Source organism: Streptomyces sp. LMG1-1-1.1 (genome assembly GCF_040815545.1).
Classification (GTDB): domain Bacteria; phylum Actinomycetota; class Actinomycetes; order Streptomycetales; family Streptomycetaceae; genus Streptomyces.
Genome location: NZ_JBFPNH010000001.1, coordinates 167,328 through 188,141, shown reverse-complemented (window position 1 = coordinate 188,141; position 20,814 = coordinate 167,328). Strand labels below are relative to the sequence as shown.

Annotated in this window: 17 protein-coding genes; 4 read left to right on the top strand and 13 right to left on the bottom strand. The window is 73.8% G+C overall.

Going from position 1 to position 20,814, the window contains the following annotated elements; all coding sequences use genetic code 11:
- Window positions 1-54: 54 nt before the first annotated feature.
- The 3 genes from MRBLMG1_RS00670 to MRBLMG1_RS00660 form a co-directional block, all read right to left on the bottom strand.
- Window positions 55-1,455, bottom strand: a complete 1,401-nt coding sequence (locus tag MRBLMG1_RS00670; RefSeq protein ID WP_367819613.1) for a UL36 very large tegument protein — start codon at window positions 1,453-1,455, stop codon at window positions 55-57.
- A gap of 91 nt (window positions 1,456-1,546) precedes the next feature.
- A complete protein-coding gene (locus MRBLMG1_RS00665) occupies window positions 1,547-1,927 on the bottom strand; it encodes a PPOX class F420-dependent oxidoreductase (protein ID WP_367819611.1) in 381 nt (126 codons plus the stop codon).
- 80 nt (window positions 1,928-2,007) lie between these two features.
- Complete coding sequence (locus MRBLMG1_RS00660) at window positions 2,008-2,259, bottom strand: helix-turn-helix domain-containing protein (protein WP_367819609.1); 252 nt, start codon at window positions 2,257-2,259, stop codon at window positions 2,008-2,010.
- A gap of 32 nt (window positions 2,260-2,291) precedes the next feature.
- On the opposite strand from MRBLMG1_RS00660, the gene map reads away from it, so the two are divergent.
- Window positions 2,292-3,059 (top strand): type I methionyl aminopeptidase, encoded by a 768-nt coding sequence (map, locus tag MRBLMG1_RS00655; RefSeq protein ID WP_367819607.1) that lies wholly within the window; start codon window positions 2,292-2,294, stop codon window positions 3,057-3,059.
- 38 nt (window positions 3,060-3,097) lie between these two features.
- On the opposite strand, the gene ggt is transcribed toward map, so the two are convergent.
- Entirely contained in the window at window positions 3,098-4,906 is a 1,809-nt protein-coding gene (gene ggt, locus MRBLMG1_RS00650; RefSeq protein WP_367819605.1) for a gamma-glutamyltransferase, read from the bottom strand.
- 104 nt (window positions 4,907-5,010) lie between these two features.
- Between ggt and MRBLMG1_RS00645 the strand changes: the two genes are divergently transcribed.
- Complete coding sequence (locus MRBLMG1_RS00645; protein ID WP_367819603.1) at window positions 5,011-5,742, top strand: hypothetical protein; 732 nt, start codon at window positions 5,011-5,013, stop codon at window positions 5,740-5,742.
- Here MRBLMG1_RS00645 and MRBLMG1_RS00640 read toward each other — a convergent pair.
- The gene (locus tag MRBLMG1_RS00640; protein WP_414721450.1) at window positions 5,708-6,997 is read right to left on the bottom strand and encodes a cytochrome P450; all 1,290 of its coding nucleotides are present in this window, start codon (window positions 6,995-6,997) and stop codon (window positions 5,708-5,710) included. The genes MRBLMG1_RS00645 and MRBLMG1_RS00640 overlap by 35 nt on opposite strands.
- Window positions 6,998-7,110: 113 nt before the next feature.
- Between MRBLMG1_RS00640 and MRBLMG1_RS00635 the strand changes: the two genes are divergently transcribed.
- Together MRBLMG1_RS00635 and MRBLMG1_RS00630 are read left to right on the top strand one after the other, a co-directional pair.
- Entirely contained in the window at window positions 7,111-8,328 is a 1,218-nt protein-coding gene (locus MRBLMG1_RS00635; RefSeq protein ID WP_367819599.1) for a hypothetical protein, read from the top strand.
- A gap of 91 nt (window positions 8,329-8,419) precedes the next feature.
- On the top strand, window positions 8,420-9,973 hold the full coding sequence (locus MRBLMG1_RS00630; RefSeq protein WP_367819597.1) for an alpha/beta fold hydrolase: 1,554 nt from the start codon (window positions 8,420-8,422) through the stop codon (window positions 9,971-9,973).
- A 372-nt stretch (window positions 9,974-10,345) separates the two neighbouring features.
- Here MRBLMG1_RS00630 and MRBLMG1_RS00620 read toward each other — a convergent pair whose 3' ends face one another.
- The 8 genes from MRBLMG1_RS00620 to MRBLMG1_RS00585 form a co-directional block, all read right to left on the bottom strand.
- Window positions 10,346-10,789 (bottom strand): DUF6278 family protein, encoded by a 444-nt coding sequence (locus MRBLMG1_RS00620; RefSeq protein WP_367819595.1) that lies wholly within the window; start codon window positions 10,787-10,789, stop codon window positions 10,346-10,348.
- A 96-nt stretch (window positions 10,790-10,885) separates the two neighbouring features.
- A complete protein-coding gene (locus tag MRBLMG1_RS00615) occupies window positions 10,886-11,671 on the bottom strand; it encodes an exodeoxyribonuclease III (protein ID WP_367819594.1) in 786 nt (261 codons plus the stop codon).
- A 94-nt stretch (window positions 11,672-11,765) separates the two neighbouring features.
- Window positions 11,766-12,398 carry an MBL fold metallo-hydrolase gene (locus MRBLMG1_RS00610; RefSeq protein WP_367819592.1) on the bottom strand — a complete coding sequence of 211 codons (633 nt, stop codon included), beginning with the start codon at window positions 12,396-12,398 and terminating at the stop codon, window positions 11,766-11,768.
- 9 nt (window positions 12,399-12,407) lie between these two features.
- The gene (locus MRBLMG1_RS00605) at window positions 12,408-13,667 is read right to left on the bottom strand and encodes an alpha/beta fold hydrolase (RefSeq protein WP_367819590.1); all 1,260 of its coding nucleotides are present in this window, start codon (window positions 13,665-13,667) and stop codon (window positions 12,408-12,410) included.
- A 64-nt stretch (window positions 13,668-13,731) separates the two neighbouring features.
- Window positions 13,732-17,130: a tetratricopeptide repeat protein gene (locus tag MRBLMG1_RS00600; RefSeq protein ID WP_367819588.1), complete on the bottom strand. Its 3,399-nt coding sequence runs from the start codon at window positions 17,128-17,130 to the stop codon at window positions 13,732-13,734.
- A 16-nt stretch (window positions 17,131-17,146) separates the two neighbouring features.
- Window positions 17,147-18,151 carry an AAA family ATPase gene (locus MRBLMG1_RS00595; protein ID WP_367819586.1) on the bottom strand — a complete coding sequence of 335 codons (1,005 nt, stop codon included), beginning with the start codon at window positions 18,149-18,151 and terminating at the stop codon, window positions 17,147-17,149.
- A complete protein-coding gene (locus tag MRBLMG1_RS00590; protein WP_367819584.1) occupies window positions 18,148-20,313 on the bottom strand; it encodes a trypsin-like peptidase domain-containing protein in 2,166 nt (721 codons plus the stop codon). Before MRBLMG1_RS00590 ends, MRBLMG1_RS00595 begins: the two co-directional genes overlap by 4 nt.
- 1 nt (window position 20,314) lies before the next feature.
- Entirely contained in the window at window positions 20,315-20,632 is a 318-nt protein-coding gene (locus MRBLMG1_RS00585; RefSeq protein WP_367819582.1) for a trypco2 family protein, read from the bottom strand.
- Window positions 20,633-20,814: the final 182 nt, after the last annotated feature.

Genomic DNA, 20,814 nt, shown 5'->3' with positions numbered 1-20,814 from the left:
CTCGCTGCCTCCTCGACACTCCCCACCGGCCCCGTCGGACCCCGTCGGACCCCGTCAGGCGCCCGCCAGGCCCGCCACGCGCAGGGCGTGCAGCAGGTCGCGCTCGCGGGAGGCGGACACCGCGCGGGCGGCGTCGAGGAGTTGCGGGACGAGGCCGCGCGGGTCGGCGCCCGCGAGGCGGGCGGCGTCCTCGGGGGCACGGACCCGGACGAAGGCGGTGAGCAGCTCGTGCGCCTCGCGGTGGTGGCCCTCGGCGCGCAGCGCGGCGCACGCCCCGACCAGCTCCTCGACCGGCCGGGCCACGCCCTGGCGCAGGAGCTGCTCGCAGTCGGCGGCCCGGCCCGCGTCCGCCAGCGCGCCGGCGACGGCGGCGAGCCGGCCCGGCGGCAGCGAGGCCGCCTCCCAAAGCAGGGTGGCCCAGTCGGCGTCGAGCCCGGCCCGGTGCAGCTCCGCCGCGAGGGCGGGCAGCCGGGTGGGCGGCCCGCCGAGCGCGTCGCACAGCAGGGCGTGCGCCTCGCCGCTGCGGCCCTGGGCGCGGAGCCTCCGGAGTGCGTAGACCGCGTTGGCCGCGGCCCGCAGGGCCTCCTCGGAATCCGGGCGCGGGATCCCGGCCGCGACGCCCCTCCCGTCGGGTTCGGCCACTCCCCCGAAGCGGGCCCCCCGGGGCGCGGCTCCCCCCGCCGGGAGTGCGGGCAGCGGCTCGGGCGCCGCCGTCGCCTCCGGCTCCTCGGCACTCTCCTCCAGCCAGGCGTACCGGGCACCCCGCGGTCGCCGCTTGCCCCGGACGCTCTTCGCGCCGTCCACCGGCGGCGCCCCGGTGGGGCCCTCGGCCCGGCCCTGCGCGGCGGCCGCGGGTGCGGAAGGCCGCTCCGGTGCGGCGAGCACCGGCCCGACAGGCCGGACGGCCGCGGCGGCCACCGGTCCGGCGGTCGCCGCCACGGCCGGCCTCCGGGCCCCCTCCCGCACCCGGGTGAGCCGGGCGGTCAGGTCGTGGACGCGGGCCACCGCCCTGGCGTGGTCGTCGCGGGTCCAGGCGAGGTCGTGCTCCAGGCGGGCGGCCGCGTCGGGGCCCGGCGCGGGGGTCGCGCGGAGGCGTTCGCCGAGTTCGCGGGCGCGGGATTCGGCGTTCCGGCGCTCGGCTTCCATCAGGTCGCGGCGTTCGGCGAGCGCGTCCGCACCGCCGGGCCGGCGGTCGTACGCGGTGGCGGCGGCCGCGTACAGGGCCCGCCCCTGGGCGGCGACCATCCCGTCGGCGGCTTCGCCGGCGTCCTGGAGGAGGGACTCGACGACGTCCCAGGGCAGGAGTTCCCTCCCGTCGAAGCAGGCGCGCAGCCCGTCCGGGTCGCGTTCGGCGAAGACGCCGTACCAGCCGGCGCCCGGCCGGAGGCGGCCGGAGAGCCCTGTCAGCCATTCCGTGAACACGGCGATATCCGCCGGTAGTTGATACACCGTCATGCGTCACGCACCTGCCCCGCGGTCGACTGGAACCTTCCGGTCCGCGAGGTATTGGACCGCAGTCGTGTTACAGGACGACTACGGACCGTTTTCAGAACGTCACGACGATCCCGGTGTGCGGGCGCTTGCCGAGTCGGACGATCATGGCGGGGACGTCGGTCAGCCAGAACTGCCAGCTGTACTTGCGCGCCAGCAGGCGCCTGATCCGGTGCAGCTCCTCGCCCTCCACGAGCCGGCCCTCGCCGGTCACCCGCTCGGCCCCCTCGGGGACGTTCCCGCGCACGTCGCACACGGCGACCACGACCCGGGGGTCCTTCCGGAGCCGCTTGACCTTCCAGGAGTCGGTGCGGGTCCAGGCGTACAGCTCGGAGCCCTCCACCGCGTACCAGACGGGCGTGGCGACCCCGGTGCCGTCCTTGCGGAAGGTGGTCAGGCTGACGTAGCGGCCGCGCCGCAGCTCTTCGGAGATCATGCTCGGAGCCTAAGGGGTGTCTCGGCGCCCATCGCCTCGTACGCGGAGGGCCATCGCGCGCGGCCCGGGCCTCGGTGGGATCAGACAGGGGCCGGGGCGCAGAGCACGACGAGCTCGTCCATGGAGAGGTCGAGGACCCCGGCGATGGCGGCGACGGTGAAGAAGGCCGGCGTCGGGGCCCGGCCCGTCTCGATCTTGCGGAGGGTCTCGGCGGACAGTCCGGCGGCCGCGGCGATCTCGACCATGGACCGCTCGCCGCGCGCCGAACGCAGCAGGAGGCCGAGGCGCTCGCCGCGCTCGCGCTCTTCGGGGGTCAGGGGTGTGCGCACCATGACGCCATTCTAATACCGGTATAGTAATTGGCATGGTGGAGATCAAGACGAACGAGTCCCTGGCGGCCATGCGCGAGGCCGGCCGCGTGGTGGCCCGCGCCCTCGCGGCCGTACGGGAGAAGGCGGCGCCCGGCGTCGCGATGGCCGAGCTCGACCGGGCCGCGCGGGATGTCCTGGCGGAGGCGGGGGCCGGGTCGCCCTTCCTGGACTACCACCCGGAGTGGGCACCGGTGCCGTTCCCCTCGGTCGTGTGCCTCTCCGTCAACGACGCGATCGTGCACGGCATCCCCGGCCCGGGCCGGCTGGCCGACGGCGACCTCGTCTCCGTGGACTGCGGCGCGCTCCTGGACGGCTGGGCCGGCGACGCGGCCGTCAGCTTCACCGTCGGCCGCGCCCGACCCGAGGACACCCGCCTGATCGCCGCGGCGGAGCGGGCCCTGGAGGCCGGCATCGCCGCGGCCGTCGTCGGCAACCGCATCGGCGACATCGCGCACGCCGTCGGGCGGGTCTGCCGCGACGCGGGGTACGGCATCCCCGACGGCTTCGGCGGCCACGGCATCGGCCGCGCCATGCACGAGGACCCGGGCGTCCCCAACGAGGGACGCCCGGGCCGCGGCATGAAACTCCGGCACGGCATGGTGCTCGCCATCGAACCGATGCTCATCGGCGGCGGCACGGACGACCACTACACCGCCCGCGACGGCTGGACCATCCGCACCTCCGACGGCTCCCGTGCCTCCCACGCCGAGCACACGGTGGCGATCACGGACGACGGTCCGCGCGTCCTCACCGCGCTGTAGTACGAGCAGGGACACCGCGCTGTCATACGGGCCGGGACCTACGGCGCCGGGCGGACCACCATCGCCGAGCCGCCGCCCCTCCGGACCGTCTCCGCCGCGGCCAGCCAGCGGCCGTCGGGGAGGCGCTGGACGCCGGTCGCCGCGCCGATCTCCGGGTTCTGCCGGAAGCCGTGCCCGATCCCCTCCAGTTCCGCCCTCAACGGGCTGTTCCACAGGGCGGGTTCGAGCTCCGTGGTGGCCTGGTTGCGCTGGCTGGCGCGCGGTGCGGCGATGGCGTCGACGAGCGGGAGGCCCCGGTCGACGACACCGGTGAGGGTCTGGAGGACGGTCGTGATGATGGTGGCGCCGCCCGGGGACCCGAGGGCGAGGACGGGCCGGTCGTGGTGGTCGAGGACGATCGTCGGCGAGATCGAGGAGCGCGGCCGCTTGCCGGGACCCGGCAGGTTCGGGTCGTGCACGGCCGGGTTCGCCGGCGCGAAGGAGAAGTCGGTCAGCTCGTTGTTGAGCAGGAAGCCCCGGCCCGGCACGGTGATCCCGCTGCCGCCGGTGGACTCGATGGTCAGCGTGTAGGCGACGGTGTTGCCCCACTTGTCGGCCACGGTCAGATGAGTGGTGTTCTCGCCCTCGTACGTGGTCGGGGCCGCCGTGCCGCCGCTCGCGCAGGGCACCGGATTCGCGGGGTCGCCGGGCGGGAGCGGGCTGGTCAGGGCGGCGGCGTCGCTGATCAGGCAGGCCCGGGAGTCGGCGTACCGCTGGGAGAGCAGGCCCCGGGTGGGCACGGACTCGAAGGCCGGGTCGCCGACCCAGCGGCCCCGGTCGGCGAACGCGATGCGGCTGGCCTCGATGGAGCGGTGCAGGTACCCGGCCGGGGAGGCGGCGGCGAGGTCGGTGCCCTCCAGGATGTTCAGCGCCTCCCCGACGCTCGTACCGCCGGACGAGGAGGGGGCCATGCCGTACACGTCGAGCCCCCGGTAGGAGACCTTGGTGGGCTTGCGGAACACGGTCCGGTACGCGCCGAGGTCACCCTCCGTCAGGTCGCCGGGGCGTACGGTCCGGGTGGCGCCCGCGCGGACCGGGGGCGTACGGACGGTGTTCACGATGTCCCGGGCGAGCGGCCCCCGGTAGAGGGCTCCGACGCCCTCGCGGCCGAGTTTCTCGTACGTACGGGCCAGGTCGGGGTTCTTGAACGGGGCGCCGACCGCGGGCAACTGTCCGCCGGGCAGGAAGAGTTCGGAGGTGGCGGGGAAGTCGCGGAACCTGGCCTCGTTGGCGGCGGTCTGGGCGCGGAAGGTCGCGTCGACGGTGAAGCCGTCGCGGGCGAGGCGTTCGGCGGGTTCGAGGAGGGTGCCGAGCCGCCGGCTGCCCCAGGCGTCGAGCGCGGTCTGCCAGGTGGCCGGGGTGCCCGGGGTGCCGACACCGAGGCCGCTGGTCTGGCCCTCCTCGAACGGGATGGGCTTGCCGTTCTCCGTGAACAGGTTCGCATCGGCGGAGCGGGGCGCCGTCTCGCGCCCGTCGATGGTGTGCACGGTGCGGCTCTTCGCGTCGTAGTACACGAAGTACCCGCCGCCCCCGATGCCCGCCGAGTACGGCTCGGTGACGCCGAGGGCGGCCGCGACGGCGACGGCCGCGTCCACGGCGTTGCCCCCCTTGCGGAGCACCTCGACGCCGGCGGCCGAGGCGTCGGCGTCGACACTGGCGACGGCGCCCCCGTAGCCGACCGCGACGGGTTCCTTGACGGGTGGCGGCGCGGCCGTCGGCGGGGACTGGGCCGGGGCGGCGGCACCCATCGAGAGCACCGTCGCCGCGACGGCGAGAACGGAGACCTTCCCAGCGGCGGAGCGACGCATTCCTACCTCCAGTCAACAACCGTCCGCGCAGCGTAACTTCCCCCCGCCCGTTCCGTCAGGACCGCCTCGAACAAAAGGCCGGTCGACCGCTACCATGCGCGCCCATGAACGAAGACGTGCGGAACATCGTGCTGGGAGTCCTGGCGACCGGGGTCAGCGCCTCCCTGGGCTGGTTGGCCCGCACCTACCTCTGGCGGCGCAGGCTCCGCCGCAAGCAGGCCTTCTTCGGGCTGCCGGGCGGCTCGGAGTGCCTGCTGGTGGTGAACCGGGAGGCCGGCGGGGACAACGTCGTGCACCGCTTCGACGTCTTCGCCCTGCTCGAACTCTCCGCCCTCGTCAAGGACTGCGGCGCGCAGGCCCGGATACTCGCGCACGACGTAGCCCACCAGGGCTTCGGCGACCGCACCGAGTTCTGCGTCGGCGGCCCGTACTCCAACCGCCGGATGGCCGCCCACCTGTCCACGCTGCTGCCGGGCGTGACCATGAACGTGGACGTCCAGCCGTCGGGCACCCAGGGGCAGATCACCGTCGGCACCCAGCACTACCTCATGGACAAGGGCGTCTCCGAGTACGTGATCCTCGCCCGGCTGACCGCGGGCGAGGGCGGCCGTCCCGTCTTCCTGTTCTGCGGGCAGCGCGCCATCACCAACCAGGCGGCGACCCGCTACCTCGCACGCCACCACGAGTCCCTGGCCCGCACCCACCGCTCGGGCTCCTTCGTCCTGCTCCTCAAGGTCGTCAACACCCAGGCGTACGGGCCCGACGTGGTGGAGCTGGTCGCCGACGTCACGCGGCCCGCCCTCACGGCTCCCGCAGCCGAACCGGCAGCGCCTTGATCCCGTTGATGAAGTTCGAGACGAGCCGACGGGGCGGCCCGGCGGGCGCCACTCCGCCGCAGGTCGCGCGGGCCTCCTCGTACAGCACCCGGAGCTGAAGCCGGGCGAAGTGGGCGCCGAGGCAGACGTGCGGCCCGTCCCCGAAGGAGACGTGCGGGTTCGGCGTCCGCCCCAGGTCGAGGCGGTGCGGGTCGACGAAGGCACGCTCGTCGTGATTGGCGGAGGCGTGGAACACGACGACCTTCTCCCCCGCCCGGATCAGCTGCCCCGCCAGCTCGGTGTCTCGGTGCGCCGTGCGCCGGAAGGAGAGCACCGGCGGGTGCACGCGCAGGAGTTCGTCGACGGCCGTGTCCATGGCCACCTCGCCGCGCCACAGCCTCCGCTGCTCGTCGGGGTGTTCGGCGAGCGCGAGAAGACCGCCGGGGGCGGCGCTGCGGACGGTGTCGTTCCCCGCGACGGTCAGCAGGAAGAAGAACATCTCCAGTTCCGCGTCGGCGAGTTCGGAGGTCGCCAGCGAGGTCATCACGTCGTCGGCGGGATGCTCCCGCTTGTGGGCCGCCAACTCCTGTGCGTACCCGAACATCTCGGCCAGCATCGCGGGTGACCGGGGGTTCACCGGCCGGCCCTCCGCGTCGAGCACGGGCGGCTCGTCCGGGTCCTGGTAGGCGATCACCCGCTCGGTCCAGGCGTGCAGCAGTCCCCGGTCGCTCGCCGGCACCCCGAGGAGATCGGTCAGGTTGAGGAGCGCGTAGTCGTCCGTGACGCTCCGGACCAGGTCCACCTCGCCCCCCGCGGCGACCGCCCCGGCGAGCAGCTTCCCGGCCCGCTCCCGCGCGGTCGCGGCGAACCGCTCGATCCGCCCCGGAGTGAAGGCCCGACTGACCAGCCGCCTCAACCTGCCGTGCTCCGGCGGATCCTGATTGAGCATCATCCGGCGGATGAACGGCAGATCCGCCGGATCGGGATCACGGATCTGCGTCGCACCGAGGTGCGAGGAGTACGTCCCCGAGTCCTTGAGCACGCGGACGACGTCGGCGTGCCGGGTGACGGACCAGAAGCCGGACCCGGCGGGCCAGCCCAGGATCTCGGGCTCCTCCTGCCGGGCGACCGGGTGACGGTCGCGCAGGGCCCGGAAGCGGTCGTGCGGGATGCCCGCGGCGTAGATCCGCGGATCGAAGACGTCGGGTACGTCGGCCCGTTCCCCCACCGTGCCTCCCGCCGGCAGCCGCCCCAGGGGTGATGACGTCTCCATCATGACAGGTCAGGGCCGGTTTTCGTAGGGCGGAACGCACAGTTCGCGAACCTTGTCCGGGCTGCCGCCCGACTCCCAGAATCTCCGTCGTACCTCATTCGGAGAACAGGGGGCCCATGGGAGACACGGCGAAGGTCGATCAGGACACGGTGCTGCGGGCGCGGGTGCTGCTGCTGGGGTCAGGGAGGCTGACGGTCCGGGAGCGGGTCGGGGCGTACCGGGTGCTCGCGGTGGTGAGCCCGCAGGCGTATCTGCCGAAGCTGGTCGACGCGCTCATCGAGCGGACCTACGAGCTCGACGCACCGGAGCTGCACGTGGCGCTGTACGCCGAGGCGTTGGACGCGGCGCGGCGGCTCGACGCGGACGCGCCGCACCGGGAGGAGCGGCTGAGCCGCTCCCTGAGCGGCTACGAGCACGCGCTGTTCGCCACCGGCCGGCGGGCGGAGGGCCGAGCCGTGTGCGAGGAGTCGGCGGAGGCCGGGCGCTACGGGCGCCTGGCGATCGTGCTGGCCGAGGAGGGGCGCCACGCGGAGGCGGCCGCACTCCACGGCGGGCACGTCGGGACCGGGGAGGCGGACCGCGTGTCCCACTGGACGCTGATCGAGTGGGCGGCCGAACTCGACGCGGCGGGACGGCACGAGGAGGCCCTTGAGGTGTTCGCGCGCATGGTGGACGACGGCCGGCGCGGGGCCGCGGCGGACCGCACGCCGCTGGCGTCGCTGGTGGGGAAGCTGGACCGGTACGCCCGGATGCTCGGGGCCGCCGGCCGCCGGGGCGACGAGGTCGCCGTACGGCGCGAGGCGCTGGCTCTGCTCACCCGTCTCGCGCGGGGCGGCGAGCCGGTGAGCTGGAGCAACATCCAGGCCTTGTGGGTCACCCTCCTCGGCCTCTCGGGCCGGCCGGACGAACCGGCCGCCACTCCCTGTGCCCCGCTGCCGGCGTTCGGGGCCCACGTGCTCCACGGCTGGTCCCCGGACGCGCGGGAGGACTACTTCGCCTCCGTGGCCCTTGTCGAACGGCGGACCGCCGCCCTGCGCGCGTCGGGCGACCTCCCCGGGCTGATCGTCGCCCAGCGCCGCCTGACCGTCCGCCGGGCGCTCCGCTGGGAGAGCTCCGGCCGCCGGTCGGAGGACACGCTGCGCCCGGCCTTCGACGAGGGCGTCGCACTCGCCCGCCGTTCTCCGGCGGACCCTGGCGTCCTCGCCCGCGCCCTCGCCGACCGGTCCATGTTCCTCCTCGCCGTCAAGAGGTACGGGGAGGCGCTCGCGGACTTCGCCGAGGTCGTCGCCCTCCTCGACTGCCCCACCCCGCACCCAATCGTTACCCGCACGTAACTTACCGACTGGTTACCACGGGTAAGCCGCCCCGGTTACCGTCGGGTCACTTTCACTGCCCCCCATCAGTGCCCCCAGTGAGGAGTGACCCGTGCGCACATCCCTGGTCCTCGCCGTCTCGGCCGCCCTCGTGGCCGGGACGGCGCTCGGGCTCGCGCCCGCCGCGCAGGCCGCCGAAACCGCCGCTTCCCTCCGGTTCGTCGACATCGCGGGAGACGGCGGCACCGTCCTCAAGGCGAACGTCGTCACGCCGGCGGGCGGCGACGGGTCCACCCGCTACCCCGTGATCGTGCTGCCCACCAGCTGGGCCATGCCCCAGATCGAGTACCTCGCGCAGGCGCAGAAACTCGCCGACTCCGGCTACGTCGTGGTGAGTTACAACTCGCGCGGGTTCTGGCAGTCCGGCGGCGAGATCGAGACCGCGGGACCCAAGGACATCGCCGACGCGTCGAGGGTGATCGACTGGACCCTCGCGCACACGCCCGCGGACCCGGCCCACATCGGCATGGCGGGCGTGTCGTACGGCGCCGGCATCAGCCTGCTCGCCGCCGCGCACGACCCGCGGATCAAGGCCGTCGCCGCACTGAGCGGCTGGGCGGACCTGATCGAGTCGATCTACAGCGGGCGGACCCAGCACCTGCAGGCAGCCGGGCTGCTCGGCGGCGCCGGCTACCTCACGGGCCGCCCCGGGCCCGAACTCCAGGAGATCCTGGGCGACTTCCTCTCGTCGAACCTCGACAAGGAGGACGAGATGATCGCCTGGGGACGGACCCGGTCACCCGCGACCTACCTGGACCGCATCAACGCCAACGGCGCCGCGATCATGCTCGGCAACGCGTGGGGGGACACGATCTTCCCGCCCAACCAGTACGCGGGTTTCTACGAGAAGCTCACCGGTCCCAAGCGGCTGGAGTTCCGCCCCGGCGACCACGCCACCGCCGAGGCCACCGGCCTGTTCGGGCTCCCCAACGACACCTGGACCAGCGCCCACCGCTGGTTCGACCACTACCTGAAGGGCGCCGACAACGGCGTCGACCGCGAGCAGCCCGTCCAGCTCAAGTCCCGCTCCACCGGCGGCTACGAGGGCTACCCGGACTGGAAGTCGGTGAACGCGAACCAGCGCAAGTTCGGCCTGGGCGGTACGCAGCGGATCTGGGCGAACATCGACTCCGGCGCCAACGGCGGCATCACGCTGCTCACCAACGCCCTCGACCAGTTCCTCCGCACCCCGCCCCTCGTGTCCGTCCCGCTCCTCCCCCGCGCGTTCGCCGGCGTCTGGCAGTCCGAGTGGTACGACACCCCGCAGCGCGTGCGCGGCACGGTGAAGGTGCACACGACGGTGACCCCGACCGAGGAGAGCGGCACCCTCGTCGCGTACCTCTACGACGTGGGTCCGCTCGGTGTCGGAAAGCTCGTCAGCAACGCGCCGTACACCTTCCACGACCGGACGCCGGGGAAGCCGTTCGCCGTCGACCTGGAGCTGTTCTCCACGGCGTACGACGTGCCGGCCGGACACCGGCTCGCGCTGGTCGTCGACACCGTCGACCCCCTGTACATCGAGCACAACCCGACCGGTGCGCAGCTGACCTTCTCCTCCCCCTCGGCCGACCCGTCGTACGTGTCGGTTCCGCTGCGGGACGAGTGATCACCGGCTGCTGCCGGGCGGGCAGGGCCTCTTACCAGGAGAGCAGCACGCACATCCCGATGCGGATCGGGGAGCTGACGAGCACGACGGGGAGGAACGGCAGGTCGTGGTCGACGTTCGACGCGATCAGCCACCCCGCGTGCGGGAACTCCTCGTGGGTGAGGAGGAATCCGTGCGAGGTGGGTGGCGCTTGTTGACGCCACGCGGTTCGATCAGCGGATCGACGACGGCCATGCGCTGCCCTGCCCCCTCCTCAGCGGTGTCGCGGTCAGCGCAAACTATCCACGAGAAAAAGGGACTTCACGGTCGACACGCATGAGACCCGGATAAGCCGTATTTACTGCGGCAGGGTGGTGCGGGCGGGGCCCGGGATCAGTACTCGGCGGCCTCGGCGTACACCTGGTAGAGCTCCGGCGAGCCCGTCATCGCCCAGTCGAGACCGGCCTCGACGACCTGGATCTCCCGGCCGGAGGCGAGCCGCACCACCGGTCCGCCGCCCGGCCACACCTGCCACCGCGCGTCCGGCACGTTCCGGACGATGACGGTGCCGAGGTAGAGCCCGGCGTCGTTCCCGATCCAGGGCAGCTCCTCCGAATCGTTCCGCCAACGCGGCGGCAGCTGGTCGAGCTCCTGGAGGGACCGCGGGGTGTCGTCCAGGACCACGCCGGACGTCCCCACCCGGGCGCGCAGCAGCTCGCACTCGGAGAGCAGCTCGGCCACTCCCTCCGGATCGCGGTCGAAGGCCGCGGCCAGGGGGGAGTCGGCCGGCTCGGGCTCATGCCGCTTGCGCCAGTTGTCCAGAAACGGGATGTTCATCCGAACAGCCTCGCACCGTCACCTCCCGGTCGACCACCCGGCGCGCGGAAACGATCTCCGCCGCCGGGACGGGCCCCCGCCGCACGGCGGGGGGAATCACGCTCGGACGTCGAGGTCCACGACCACGGGGGCGTGGTCCGACGCGCCCTTCCCCTTGCGCTCCTCACGGTCCACATAGCTGTCCGAGACCGCTCCGGCGAACGGCTTGTTGCCGTAGACCAGGTCGATGCGCATGCCCTTGTTCTTCGGGAAGCAGAGCTGGCGGTAGTCCCAGTACGTGAACGGGTGGTCGTACTTGAGCGGGCGCGGGACCACGTCGGTCAGACCGGTCTCGCGCAGGCCCGCGAGCGCCGCCCGCTCCGGCTCCGTGACGTGCGTGGCGCCCTCGAAGACCGCCCGGTCCCAGACGTCCTCGTCCGTCGGGGCGATGTTGTAGTCGCCGAGCACCGCGAAGGGGCGCTCCCCCGCCGCGTCCTCCGCGACGGCCGCCTTCAGCGCCTCCAGCCAGCGCAGCTTGTAGGCGTAGTGCTCGTGGGCCACCTCCCGGCCGTTCGGCACGTACACCGACCAGACCCGGACCGGGCCGCAGGTCGCGGAGATCGCCCGGGGCTCGTCCGCCCCGCCGTACTCCGGGCCGCCGGGCAGACCCGTGACCACGTCGGCGAGACCGACGCGCGAGACCAGGGCCACGCCGTTCCACCGGCCGGTGGCGTTGACCACCGACTCGTACCCCAGGGCGCGGAGCTCCTCGGTGGGGAACTGCTCGGCCGTGCACTTGGTCTCCTGGATGCACAGCACGTCCGTGCCGGTGCTCTCCAGCCAGGCCAGCAGCCGCGGCAGCCGAGCGGTGATCGAATTGACGTTCCAGGTGGCGATGCGCATGCCCGCAAGCCTACTGGCGGGGTGTGACAGCCGACCGGTGCGGCGGCACCGGAAGGCGCCCCCGGCTTGCCGGGACGGTCTTCCGGGGCCCCGCTCAGACCTCGGCTGACGCGCCCGACGCGAGGCGGGCGTGGTCGGTGCCGCCGAGCGCGCCGATCTGCCGGTCGTAGATCGGCCGGGCGAGGTCGGTGAGCAGGGCGTCGTGGATGTCGTACGCCCGGCGCGGCTTGACCTCCCGGACGTAGTCGATGACCTCGGAGATCTTGTTCCACGGAGCCATGACGGGCAGCAGCAGCGTGTCCACGGGCCGGTCGGGCACGGTGAGCGCGTCGCCGGGGTGGAACACGGAGCCGTCGACGAGGAAGCCCACGTTCGTGATCCGCGGGATGTCCGGGTGGATCACCGCGTGCAGCTCGCCGTGGACCTGCACCTCGAAGCCGGCCGCCGTGAACGTGTCACCGTGCCCCACGGTGTGCACCCGCCCCGGGAATGCCGCCGAGAGCTGCTCCGCGACACTGCGCAGCGTCCAGATCTCGGCGGCCTCGTCGGCTTCCAGGGCGGCGCGCAGCCGCCCCTCGTCGAAGTGGTCGGGGTGCTCGTGGGTGACGAGCAGCGCGTCCGCCCCGCGGACCGCGTCCTCTTCGGTGAACATGCCGGGGTCCACGACGAGCGTCCGCCCGTCCTTCTCCAGCCGTACGCACGCGTGGGACTTCTTGGTCAGCTTCACGCCGCCAGGTTACGCCGGAGGCGTCGTCTCCTCCTCGATGACGCGGGCGACCACGCGCAGGCCCGTCTCGGCGGCCGGCAGCCCGCAGTACACGCCCGCGTGCAGCACGATCTCGCGGATCTCCTCCGGCGACAGACCGTTGCGGAGCGCGGCCCGCGTGTGGTCGGCGAGCGCCTCCCGGTGGCCCCCGGCGATCAGCGCGGTCAGGGTCACCGCGCTGCGCGTACGCCGGTCGAGCCCCTCCCGGCCCCAGACCTCGCCCCAGGCGTACCGGGTGACCAGCCCCTGGAACGCCCCGTCCGGGTCGTCCGCGAGCGCCTGGTCCACATGCGCGTCGCCCAGCATCTCGCGGCGCAGCCCGAGCCCCTTCTCGTACGGATCGGGCCGCCCGCCCTCGCCCGCCTCGGCCACCGGCGCGGCCGGCACGGGCTCGGCGGCGGGCGCCGGCCCGGCGGGCAGCGGCGGCACCGTCAGCGTCCCGCTCGCCTCCTGCGCGCTCCCCGCGAAGTGCTCGCACAGCAGGTCCGTGACGGCCGCGGGCTGCTCCACCGGCGCCAGGTGCGAAGCGCCCGGCACCACGGCGAGCCGCGCGTCCGCGATCCCCGCCACCAGCGTCCTCGCCTCGGCGGGGCCGGTCACCTGGTCCTCGGACCCGACGAGCACCAGGGCCGGCACCCCGATCCTCCCCAGCGCCTCCCGCACGTCGAACACGGCGAGCGCCTCACACGCCGCGATGTAGCAGGCGGGGTCCGTCGTCCGCACCATCTGCACGGCCCAGTCGACGATCGCCGGCTGCGCTCCCGCGAACACCGGCGTGAACCACTGCTCGGGCGCCATCCTCGCCATCGGCTCCAGACCGTTCGCCCGGACCATCACGCCCCGCTGCCGGAACTCGTCCGCGCTCCCGAACCGCGGCGACGTCGCCACCAGCGCCAGCGACGCCACCCGGTGCGGCGCCCTCAACGCCAGGTCCAGCCCCACGGCCCCGCCCAGCGAACACCCCGCGTACCCGAACCGCTGCACCCCGATCCCGTCCAGCGTGGCCAGCAACCGGTCACCCAGCTCCGCCACCGACGTGAACGGCTGCGCCGGCGCACCCCCGTGCCCCGGCAGATCGAACCGCACCACCCGCCACTCCCGGGTGAGCTCGGGTATCTGCCGGTCCCACATGTGCCATGTCGTCCCCAACGAGGGCCCGATGACCAGGACCGGCGCGTCCTCCCGCCCGTCGACGCGGTATTGCAGGGTGTTCGTCGATGTCTCACTCACCCGCAAGACCCTCTCATCTCTCACCGGAGCCCGTACGTCCGGGGGGCGCGTTCCAGCCGGAGGCCTACGGGTCCTCCTCCTCGCTCTCGACGAGGACTCCTTGCTCCGGAACGCTGATCTGCCTCGACCGCCCCCGCAGCTCGATGGAGTAGTCGAGGTCGTGACGAGCGGTGAGGGTGTCGGGATGCTCCGGCCCCAGGACCCGCTCGGCGTCACGGAGCACCCGCTCCTGAAGGGCGACGGCCTCGTCGATCCGCCCGGCCTGCTGGTACGAGAAGGCGAGGTTGACGCGGGCGTTGACCGTGTCGGGATGATCGGGGCCCAGGGTCCGCTCGCGGATGGCCAGGACCGGTTCCTCCAGCGCGATGGCCTCGTCGCTCCGCCCCATCTGGTAGTAGGAAATGGCGAGGGCGGCGCGGGCGCTGACGGTCCGTGGATGCTGCCGGCCCAGGGCCCGTTCCCGGTCGGCGAGCACACCTTCCTGCAGGGCGACGGCCTCGTCCAGCCGCCCCGCCTGCCGGTAGGAGGAGGCGAGGTTGGCGCGGGCCGCGACGGTGTCGGAGTGATCGGGCCCGAGGACCCGCTCGCGGACGGCCAGCACCGGTTCCTCCAGCGCGATGGCCTCGTCGCTCCGCCCCGCCTGGTAGTAGGAGAAGGCGAGGCTGACGCGGGCGTTGACCGTGTCGGCATGCTCCGGGCCCAGGGTCCGCTCGCGGACGGCCAGGACCCGCTGCTCCAAGCGGATGGCCTCGTCGGTCCGCCCCACCTGTCTGAGGGAGAAGGCGAGGTCGGCACGCGCGGTGAGGGTGTCGGGGTGCTCCGGCCCCAGGACCCGCTCGAAGTCGACGACCACCCGCTCCTCCAGGGCGATGGCCTCGTCGAACCGGTCCGCCTTCCCGTAGGAGAAGGCGAGATCGGCGCGGGCGGTGATCGTGTCGGCGTGCTCCTGGCCCAGGACCCGCTCGCGGGCGGCCACGACCCCCTCCTGCAGGGCGATGGCCTCATCGGTCCGGTCCACTCGTCTGAAGGCTCGCGCGAGGTCGGCACGGGCGGTGAGAGTGGCGGGGTCGTCCGATCCGCGGGCCCGCTCGGAGTCGGCGACCACTCGCTCCCGCAGGGCGATCGACTCGTCGAGGCGCCCCGCCCTCCAGTAGCTGAAGGCGAGGGTGGTCCGAGCGGTGAGGGTGGAGGGGTGGTCCGGGCCCATGACCCGCTCACGGACGGCCAGGACCCGCTCCTCCAGGACGACGGCGTCTTCGGTTCGCCCCGCCTCGTAGTACGAGAAGGCGACGGCGGCCGCAGCGGCCAGAGTGGCGGAATGCTCCGGGCCCATGACCCGCCCCCGGTCGGCCAGTACCTGCTCTTCCAGGGCGATCGCCTCGTCGAGCCGCCCTGCCTTCCGGAGGGAGTAGCCGAGGTCGGCACGCGCGACGAGGGTGTCGTGATGGTCCGCTCCCAGCACCCGCTCGGAGTCGGCACACACCGTGTCCAGCAGAGCGATGGCCTCGTCGAAGCGCCCCGCGTCCCTGAGGGCGAAGGCGAGGTCGGTCCGGGCACCGAAGGTTTCGGGATGGTCCGCGCCGAGAACCCGCATCCGGTCGGCGAGTTCGTGCTTCCGCAGGGCGATGGCCACGTCGTTCCGCCCCACCTGCCCCGGGGAGGCCGCCGAGCTCTCCGGACCCTCCTCGCCGGACACCTCCTCGCCGGGCCCCTCCTCCCCCGGGTCGACCGCACCCACGGCGGCCGAGACGACGAGGGAACCGGCGTCCTGGTACTCCGGCCGGTACGGCTCCGGGTCCTCGGGGTGCGGGACCGGGGTCACGGGGTGGGCGAGGGGGTCGCCGTCGTTCGGGGCGCTGGTCCGCGGCGCGTCCTCGGTCTCCGGCAGGGGTGGGATGCCGAGCCGGGTGAGGAGTTGGGACCGGATCCAGCCGAAGGAGCGGTCGGGGTGGTCGATGAGGGCGGTGCCGTCGGGGTGGCCGACCCAGGCGGGGAAGACGGGGGCGCGGCCGATGGCGGATTCGAGGCGTCGGGTCAGGGCGTCGGCGGTGTGGAGGAGTTCTCTCGGGGGGACGGCGGTGAGGAGGGCGCGGCTGGCATCGGGGGCGAAGTCGAAGCGGCGGAGGTGGGGCAGGGGGCGGGGCTCGGCGGGGTCGACTTCGTGCATGAGGCCGCCGAGGAAGACCTCGGTGAGGTGGCCGGGGTCGGTGGGTGGGCCGAGGGCGGCTTGGACGAGGCGCATGACGGGGGGTGTGACGGGGGCGACGGCGGCCATGTGGGCGGCGAGCCGGTAGGCCTCGATGGAGGCGGCGGCCTTGAAGCGGAGGACGGACGCGGCGCCGGTGGTCCGGGGCTCGCTGTCGGGCGGGTCCTGGTCGGCGGCGGCGGCCGGGGCGGTGAGGCTCCGGTCGGCGTCCCACAGCGGCAGGAGTGCGGTGGCGCCGGGTGCGGCCACGAGGCGGGCCCATTCGCCGACGGCGGTGGGCGTGGGTTCGAGGACGGGGACGGGGACGGAGTCGAAGCGGACGAGTTCCGGGGGAAGGTCGGGGTCGGTGACCTGCCAGGACCGGGTGGGGCCGCCTCGGCCGGGGGTGGTGACCTGCCAGGGCCGGGCCGTGATGCCGGTGCTCGGCCAGAGGCGGGTGGGGAGGGCGTGGAGGATGGCGGTGGGGCCGGAGCGGGCCCAGGAGCGCATGACCCGGTGCATGCCGCCGTCGCGCCAGGCCTCGCCGACGCCGTCGCTGAGCACGAGGACGAGGGTGTTGCCGGTCGGGTCGCAGAGGGCTTTCGGGGACTCGGGGCGGCCGTCGTGGCTGTACGGGCTGCTGCGCAGGGTCGGGGTGCCGCCGCGGGTGTCGAGGCCGTACACGCGGACGTCGCGGAAGGATCCGGCGCGTTCCATGAGGGTGCGGACGTCGGAGGCGAGGCGCTGCCAGAGGACCATGGAGACGCCGTCGTCGACGACGAGGGCGAGGGTGAGCCAGCGGGTGCGCAGGGGGCGGGTGACGGTCTCGCGGACGCCGGTCTCGGCGATGGCGGCGACGGTGCGCGGGATGTCGAGGGCGTGGCGGCGGGGGTCGGGGAAGCGCTGTCTGAGGGGGCGGAGGGACTTCTCCAGGCGGAGGCGTCCGGGGCCGAGGGAGTGGCGGTCGGGGACGGTGACCGGGTGGGCGGGGGTCGGGCCCTCCGCTCCGTCTGCGGCGGTCCGGTGTCCGTCGGCGGAGGCCAGGAGCGGGTGGGTCGGGCGGGGTGGTCGCCGTGTCCGGGCGGGCGCGGACTCCGACGCCGGGTCGGGGGTCTCGGGGTGCGGTGCCGGGGTGCCGTCGGGGTCGGACGGCTCGTTCCGTTCCGCGGCCCGTGCGAGGGGGCCGGCGCCCTGGGGCAGCCTTCCGGCCAGCCACAGGGCGTCGAGGAGCTCCTCGTGGGAGAGGTCGAGACCGCTTGCGGCAAGGAGTTGCGTCACGCGTGAGATCACGGCGTCACACGGCTCCGCCGAGGCGGTGCAGGACGGCCTGGAGGAGGGGGCCCGCGTCGAGGTTGATGCCGCCCTTGCGGAGGAAGACCGCGTTCAGGAGCTGGTCGGTGGCGAGTTCGCCGGCGGCGCGGCGTTCGAGGAAGGTCTCCAGGAGGTCGTCGACCTGGTCGAGGGCGGAGTCGCCGAGGTGGGCGGCGACGATGTCCCGGAGGCGCCGCTCGTCGGGTTCGGGCAGGTCGAGGCGGATGCAGCGGCGGAGGAAGGCGGGCGGGAACTCGCGTTCGCCGTTGCTGGTGATGATGACGACGGGGAACTCGGCGCAGCGGACGTGGCCCCGTTCGACGGGGGCGGGCTTGTCCGGGTGGTCGGTCTGTACGTGGACGGGTGCGTGGTCCTTGGGGAGCCGGGCGAGTTCGGGGATGACGAACTCGCCCTCCTCGAAGACGGTCAGGAGGTCGTTGGGGAGGTCCACGTCGCCCTTGTCGAGTTCGTCGACGAGGAGGACGCGCGGGCGTTCCCGGTGGACGAGGGCGTTGCCGAGGGGGCCGAGCTGGATGTACTGGCCGATGTCGGGTTCGGTGCCGTCGGCCTCGCGCGGCAGGGTGGCCTCGCGCAGCCGTCCGACGGCGTCGTACTGGTAGAGGGCTTCCTGGAGGGTGGAGCGGCTGTTGACCGGCCAGTGGAGGACGCGGCCGAGGCCGAGTTCGTGGGCGATGGCGTGGGCCAGGGAGGACTTGCCGGTGCCGGGCTGCCCGGTGACGAGGAGGGGCCGGCGCAGGTGGAGTGCGGCGTTCACCACGTCGGACTCGTCGGGGCCGATGAGGTAGGGCCGGGGGTAGGGGACCTTGGCGCCGGTCTTGGAGTCCGGCCGGTCGAAGCGGCGCCACGGGGGTGCTTCGGGGAAGGCGACGGGGCGGCGCTCGCCGTCGCCGCGGAAGAGGCGCCAGTCGTCCCCGGCGGGTGCCCGCTCCGGGGAGCCGGAGCCGGTCGGATGGTCGTAGCTGGTCATGACGCGTGGGTTCCTCTCCAGGGGTCCCTCAGGTGGAGCAGTTCGGTCCTCGGGTAGGAGCCCTCGGGTTCCCAGACGAGCGAGGGGCGGGCCCGTCGTTCCTCCGGGTGGGCCGCGGTGCGGCTGCGGAAGACGCGTACCCGCTCGGCGAGTCCGTCGAGCGCGCCGGAGGGTGCCAGTTCGCCGAGCCGGTCGGCGTCCTCGTAACCGGTGGCGTCGCGGTCCCACAGCACGACGGGCACGCCGAGGGCGAGGCAGACCTGGAGCCAGGACTGCCGCTGGTCGGCGGGGCCGTGGAGGACGACGCGGGCGGTGTCGCGGTGTTCGGTGCGGAGCAGGTGCATCAGTTTCCGCGCGTCTCCGCAGGAAGGGCCGGTGACGACGACCGCGGTCCGGCCCTTCTTCCAGCGGCGTTCCTGGTCCTGGCCCCGGTCGGCGACGATCCGGTCGAACTCCGGGCAGCTGAGGGAGACCTGGTAGTCGGCCCCGATCGGCGAGGAGGGGAGGACGTCCTCGGGTGCTCCGGCCTCCCATTCGTCGACGGCCAGGTGGAGGCCGTGCCGGTCGACGACGACGGTCACCCAGGGCACGTGGTCGAACCTGCCCGGCTCCTGCCGTGCGGCGCTGACGGCGTCGGCGAGGGCGCTCGCGGCCTCCTGGGGGGTCTTGGGCTCCGACTCCGGGCCTTTGAGGACGCGGTGGGTGCCGTCGGTGCGGACGAGCAGGATGCGGCACCGGTACCGGTCGCCGTCGCCGGTGCCGTCGTGTTCCAGTTCCATGACCACGCGGGAGACGAGGGAGTCCCGGCGGCGCTCCGCCCACCTGGCGGCGTCCATGCGCCGTTCGGCGAGGGCGTCGCCGTGGATGCCGATCCGGTCGGCCGTGCGCGTGGACCAGGCGCGCAGGTCGTGGCGCTGCTCGCCTTCCACGGAGGCGGCCACGTACTCGACGAGGCGGAGCAGCGCCGGGACGGGCGGGCTGCCCTCGGGGACGCTCTCTCCGTCGGGCAGTTCCTCCAGCGCCTCGATGGTCGCGGCGAGTTCGCCGTCCTCGATGGTGGGGCGGTCGAGCGCGGCGGGGAGTACGGCGTACGGGAGGGCGTCGCGGGCGGCCTGGGGCAGGAGCGCCGACTGTTCGCGGCCGATCTCGCGCAGCAGGCGCAGGAGTTCGTCGAACTCGTCCGGCGAGAGCAGGGGCCCTCGGCCGAGTGTCCGCGCCTGGGTGAGGAAGGCGGTGAGACGGGAGCGGAACGCCGGGTCGGCGGCGCGCGGCGCGAGGGCCTGGCCGAGTGCGGCGTGCGCGCGGGGGTGTGCCTGGAGGAGGGCGACGAGGTCGGCGGTGGTGGGGTGGTAGCCGCCGGTCTCGTAGCCGAGGTCGCCCGCCAGTTCCCGCGCGTAGGCGGTGCGGGCGCCCGGGTCGGCGAAGAGCGGGAGGAGCAGTGCCTCCAGGGCGCGTTCGACGGGCGTGCGCTCGGCGCCGGGTGCGGCCCTTGGCGCGGGTACGCCGATCGCGACGAGGTCGGAGACGGCGCAGGCGTGCTCGGCGAGGTGGTGCAGGAAGCCGGGGTCCTGGACGAAGGAGTGCGCGGGGACGGCGAGGAGCCGCCGGGCGCCGTAGGCCTCGGGTTCCTGGGCGACGACGCCGACGAGGGTGTCGCCGCAGAAGACCGCGGCGCCGGACGCGCCGCCCCAGGCGTTCGTGCCGTCCGTGGCGGCGACGGGCGCGGCCCTCTGGTCGAGGACGTAGTACCGGCCGTTGCCGGAGAGGGGCGAGAGGACGCCCTCCAGGGTTTCGACGGCGCGGGTGCCGGTGGTGGCGGCCTTCGGGTAGCCGAGGCCCCGGTAGGGCAGCGGCACCCGGCCGGTGGGCCGGCCCCAGGTGACGGCGCCGGGGATGTCCGCGGCGTGGTCGACGCGCAGCAGCGCGATGTCGAGGTCGTCCTGGGGGGTCCACAGCAGTTCGGCCGCGATGCTCCGCGTCGGCCCGTGCTCGAAGTGGCCGATCCGGACCCGGATCGTCGGCCACGGCTCGCCGGTCTCCCGGTTCACCAGGACGTGACGGGCGGTCAGCACGAGCCGGGGGCCGATCAGGTAGCCGGAGCCGGTGCTTCGGGTCTCGTCCTGCGTACCGCCGCGGATCAGCGCCAGTCTGGCCTGATCCACGTCACTCCTCGTCGTCCCAGGAGCCGGTGCTGTCGTCGCTGACCTCGGGGCGGGTGCCACCGGCGGCCTTGTCGGAGACGGAGAGCCTGATCTTCAGCTTGTGGGTGCGGACGGTGGCCCGCTCGCCACCCCCGCCGGCGGTGACGACGCCGAAGGAGAGCTTGCCGTCGCCCTTCAGGGAGTGGCGCAGTTCGAGCTGGAGTTCCAGCTCCGCCTCTTCCACTCCGAAGGCGAACTGCTGGCCGACGCCGTTGCGCTGCGCCTCGTACAGCTCTTGCCGCAGCTCCTCGATGGCCGCGGCCAGACCGATCGTCGACATCCCGGCAGCTCCCCCGCTCCGACCTTCGGACAGTCACAAGAACACTAGGTCAGCGGTACGTTACAGCGAACGGGGGGGGCGTCTCACACCGGCCTGGGGACAATCGGCCAAGGGGCGGGGACGGCCTGCGGAATTGCCCGCCGTGCGCGGGCGGCCCCGGCGTAGGCTGCGACCGGCGTGAA

Bases quoted from the DNA above. Each gene is read 5' to 3' on its own strand.
- MRBLMG1_RS00670 (WP_367819613.1), bottom strand. From the start codon at position 1,455: ATGACGGTGTATCAACTACCGGCGGATATCGCCGTGTTCACGGAATGG.
- MRBLMG1_RS00665 (WP_367819611.1), bottom strand. From the start codon at position 1,927: ATGATCTCCGAAGAGCTGCGGCGCGGCCGCTACGTCAGCCTGACCACC.
- MRBLMG1_RS00660 (WP_367819609.1), bottom strand. From the start codon at position 2,259: ATGGTGCGCACACCCCTGACCCCCGAAGAGCGCGAGCGCGGCGAGCGC.
- map (WP_367819607.1), top strand. From the start codon at position 2,292: ATGGTGGAGATCAAGACGAACGAGTCCCTGGCGGCCATGCGCGAGGCC.
- ggt (WP_367819605.1), bottom strand. From the start codon at position 4,906: ATGCGTCGCTCCGCCGCTGGGAAGGTCTCCGTTCTCGCCGTCGCGGCG.
- MRBLMG1_RS00645 (WP_367819603.1), top strand. From the start codon at position 5,011: ATGAACGAAGACGTGCGGAACATCGTGCTGGGAGTCCTGGCGACCGGG.
- MRBLMG1_RS00640 (WP_414721450.1), bottom strand. From the start codon at position 6,997: ATGATGGAGACGTCATCACCCCTGGGGCGGCTGCCGGCGGGAGGCACG.
- MRBLMG1_RS00635 (WP_367819599.1), top strand. From the start codon at position 7,111: ATGGGAGACACGGCGAAGGTCGATCAGGACACGGTGCTGCGGGCGCGG.
- MRBLMG1_RS00620 (WP_367819595.1), bottom strand. From the start codon at position 10,789: ATGAACATCCCGTTTCTGGACAACTGGCGCAAGCGGCATGAGCCCGAG.
- MRBLMG1_RS00615 (WP_367819594.1), bottom strand. From the start codon at position 11,671: ATGCGCATCGCCACCTGGAACGTCAATTCGATCACCGCTCGGCTGCCG.
- MRBLMG1_RS00595 (WP_367819586.1), bottom strand. From the start codon at position 18,151: ATGACCAGCTACGACCATCCGACCGGCTCCGGCTCCCCGGAGCGGGCA.
- MRBLMG1_RS00585 (WP_367819582.1), bottom strand. From the start codon at position 20,632: ATGTCGACGATCGGTCTGGCCGCGGCCATCGAGGAGCTGCGGCAAGAG.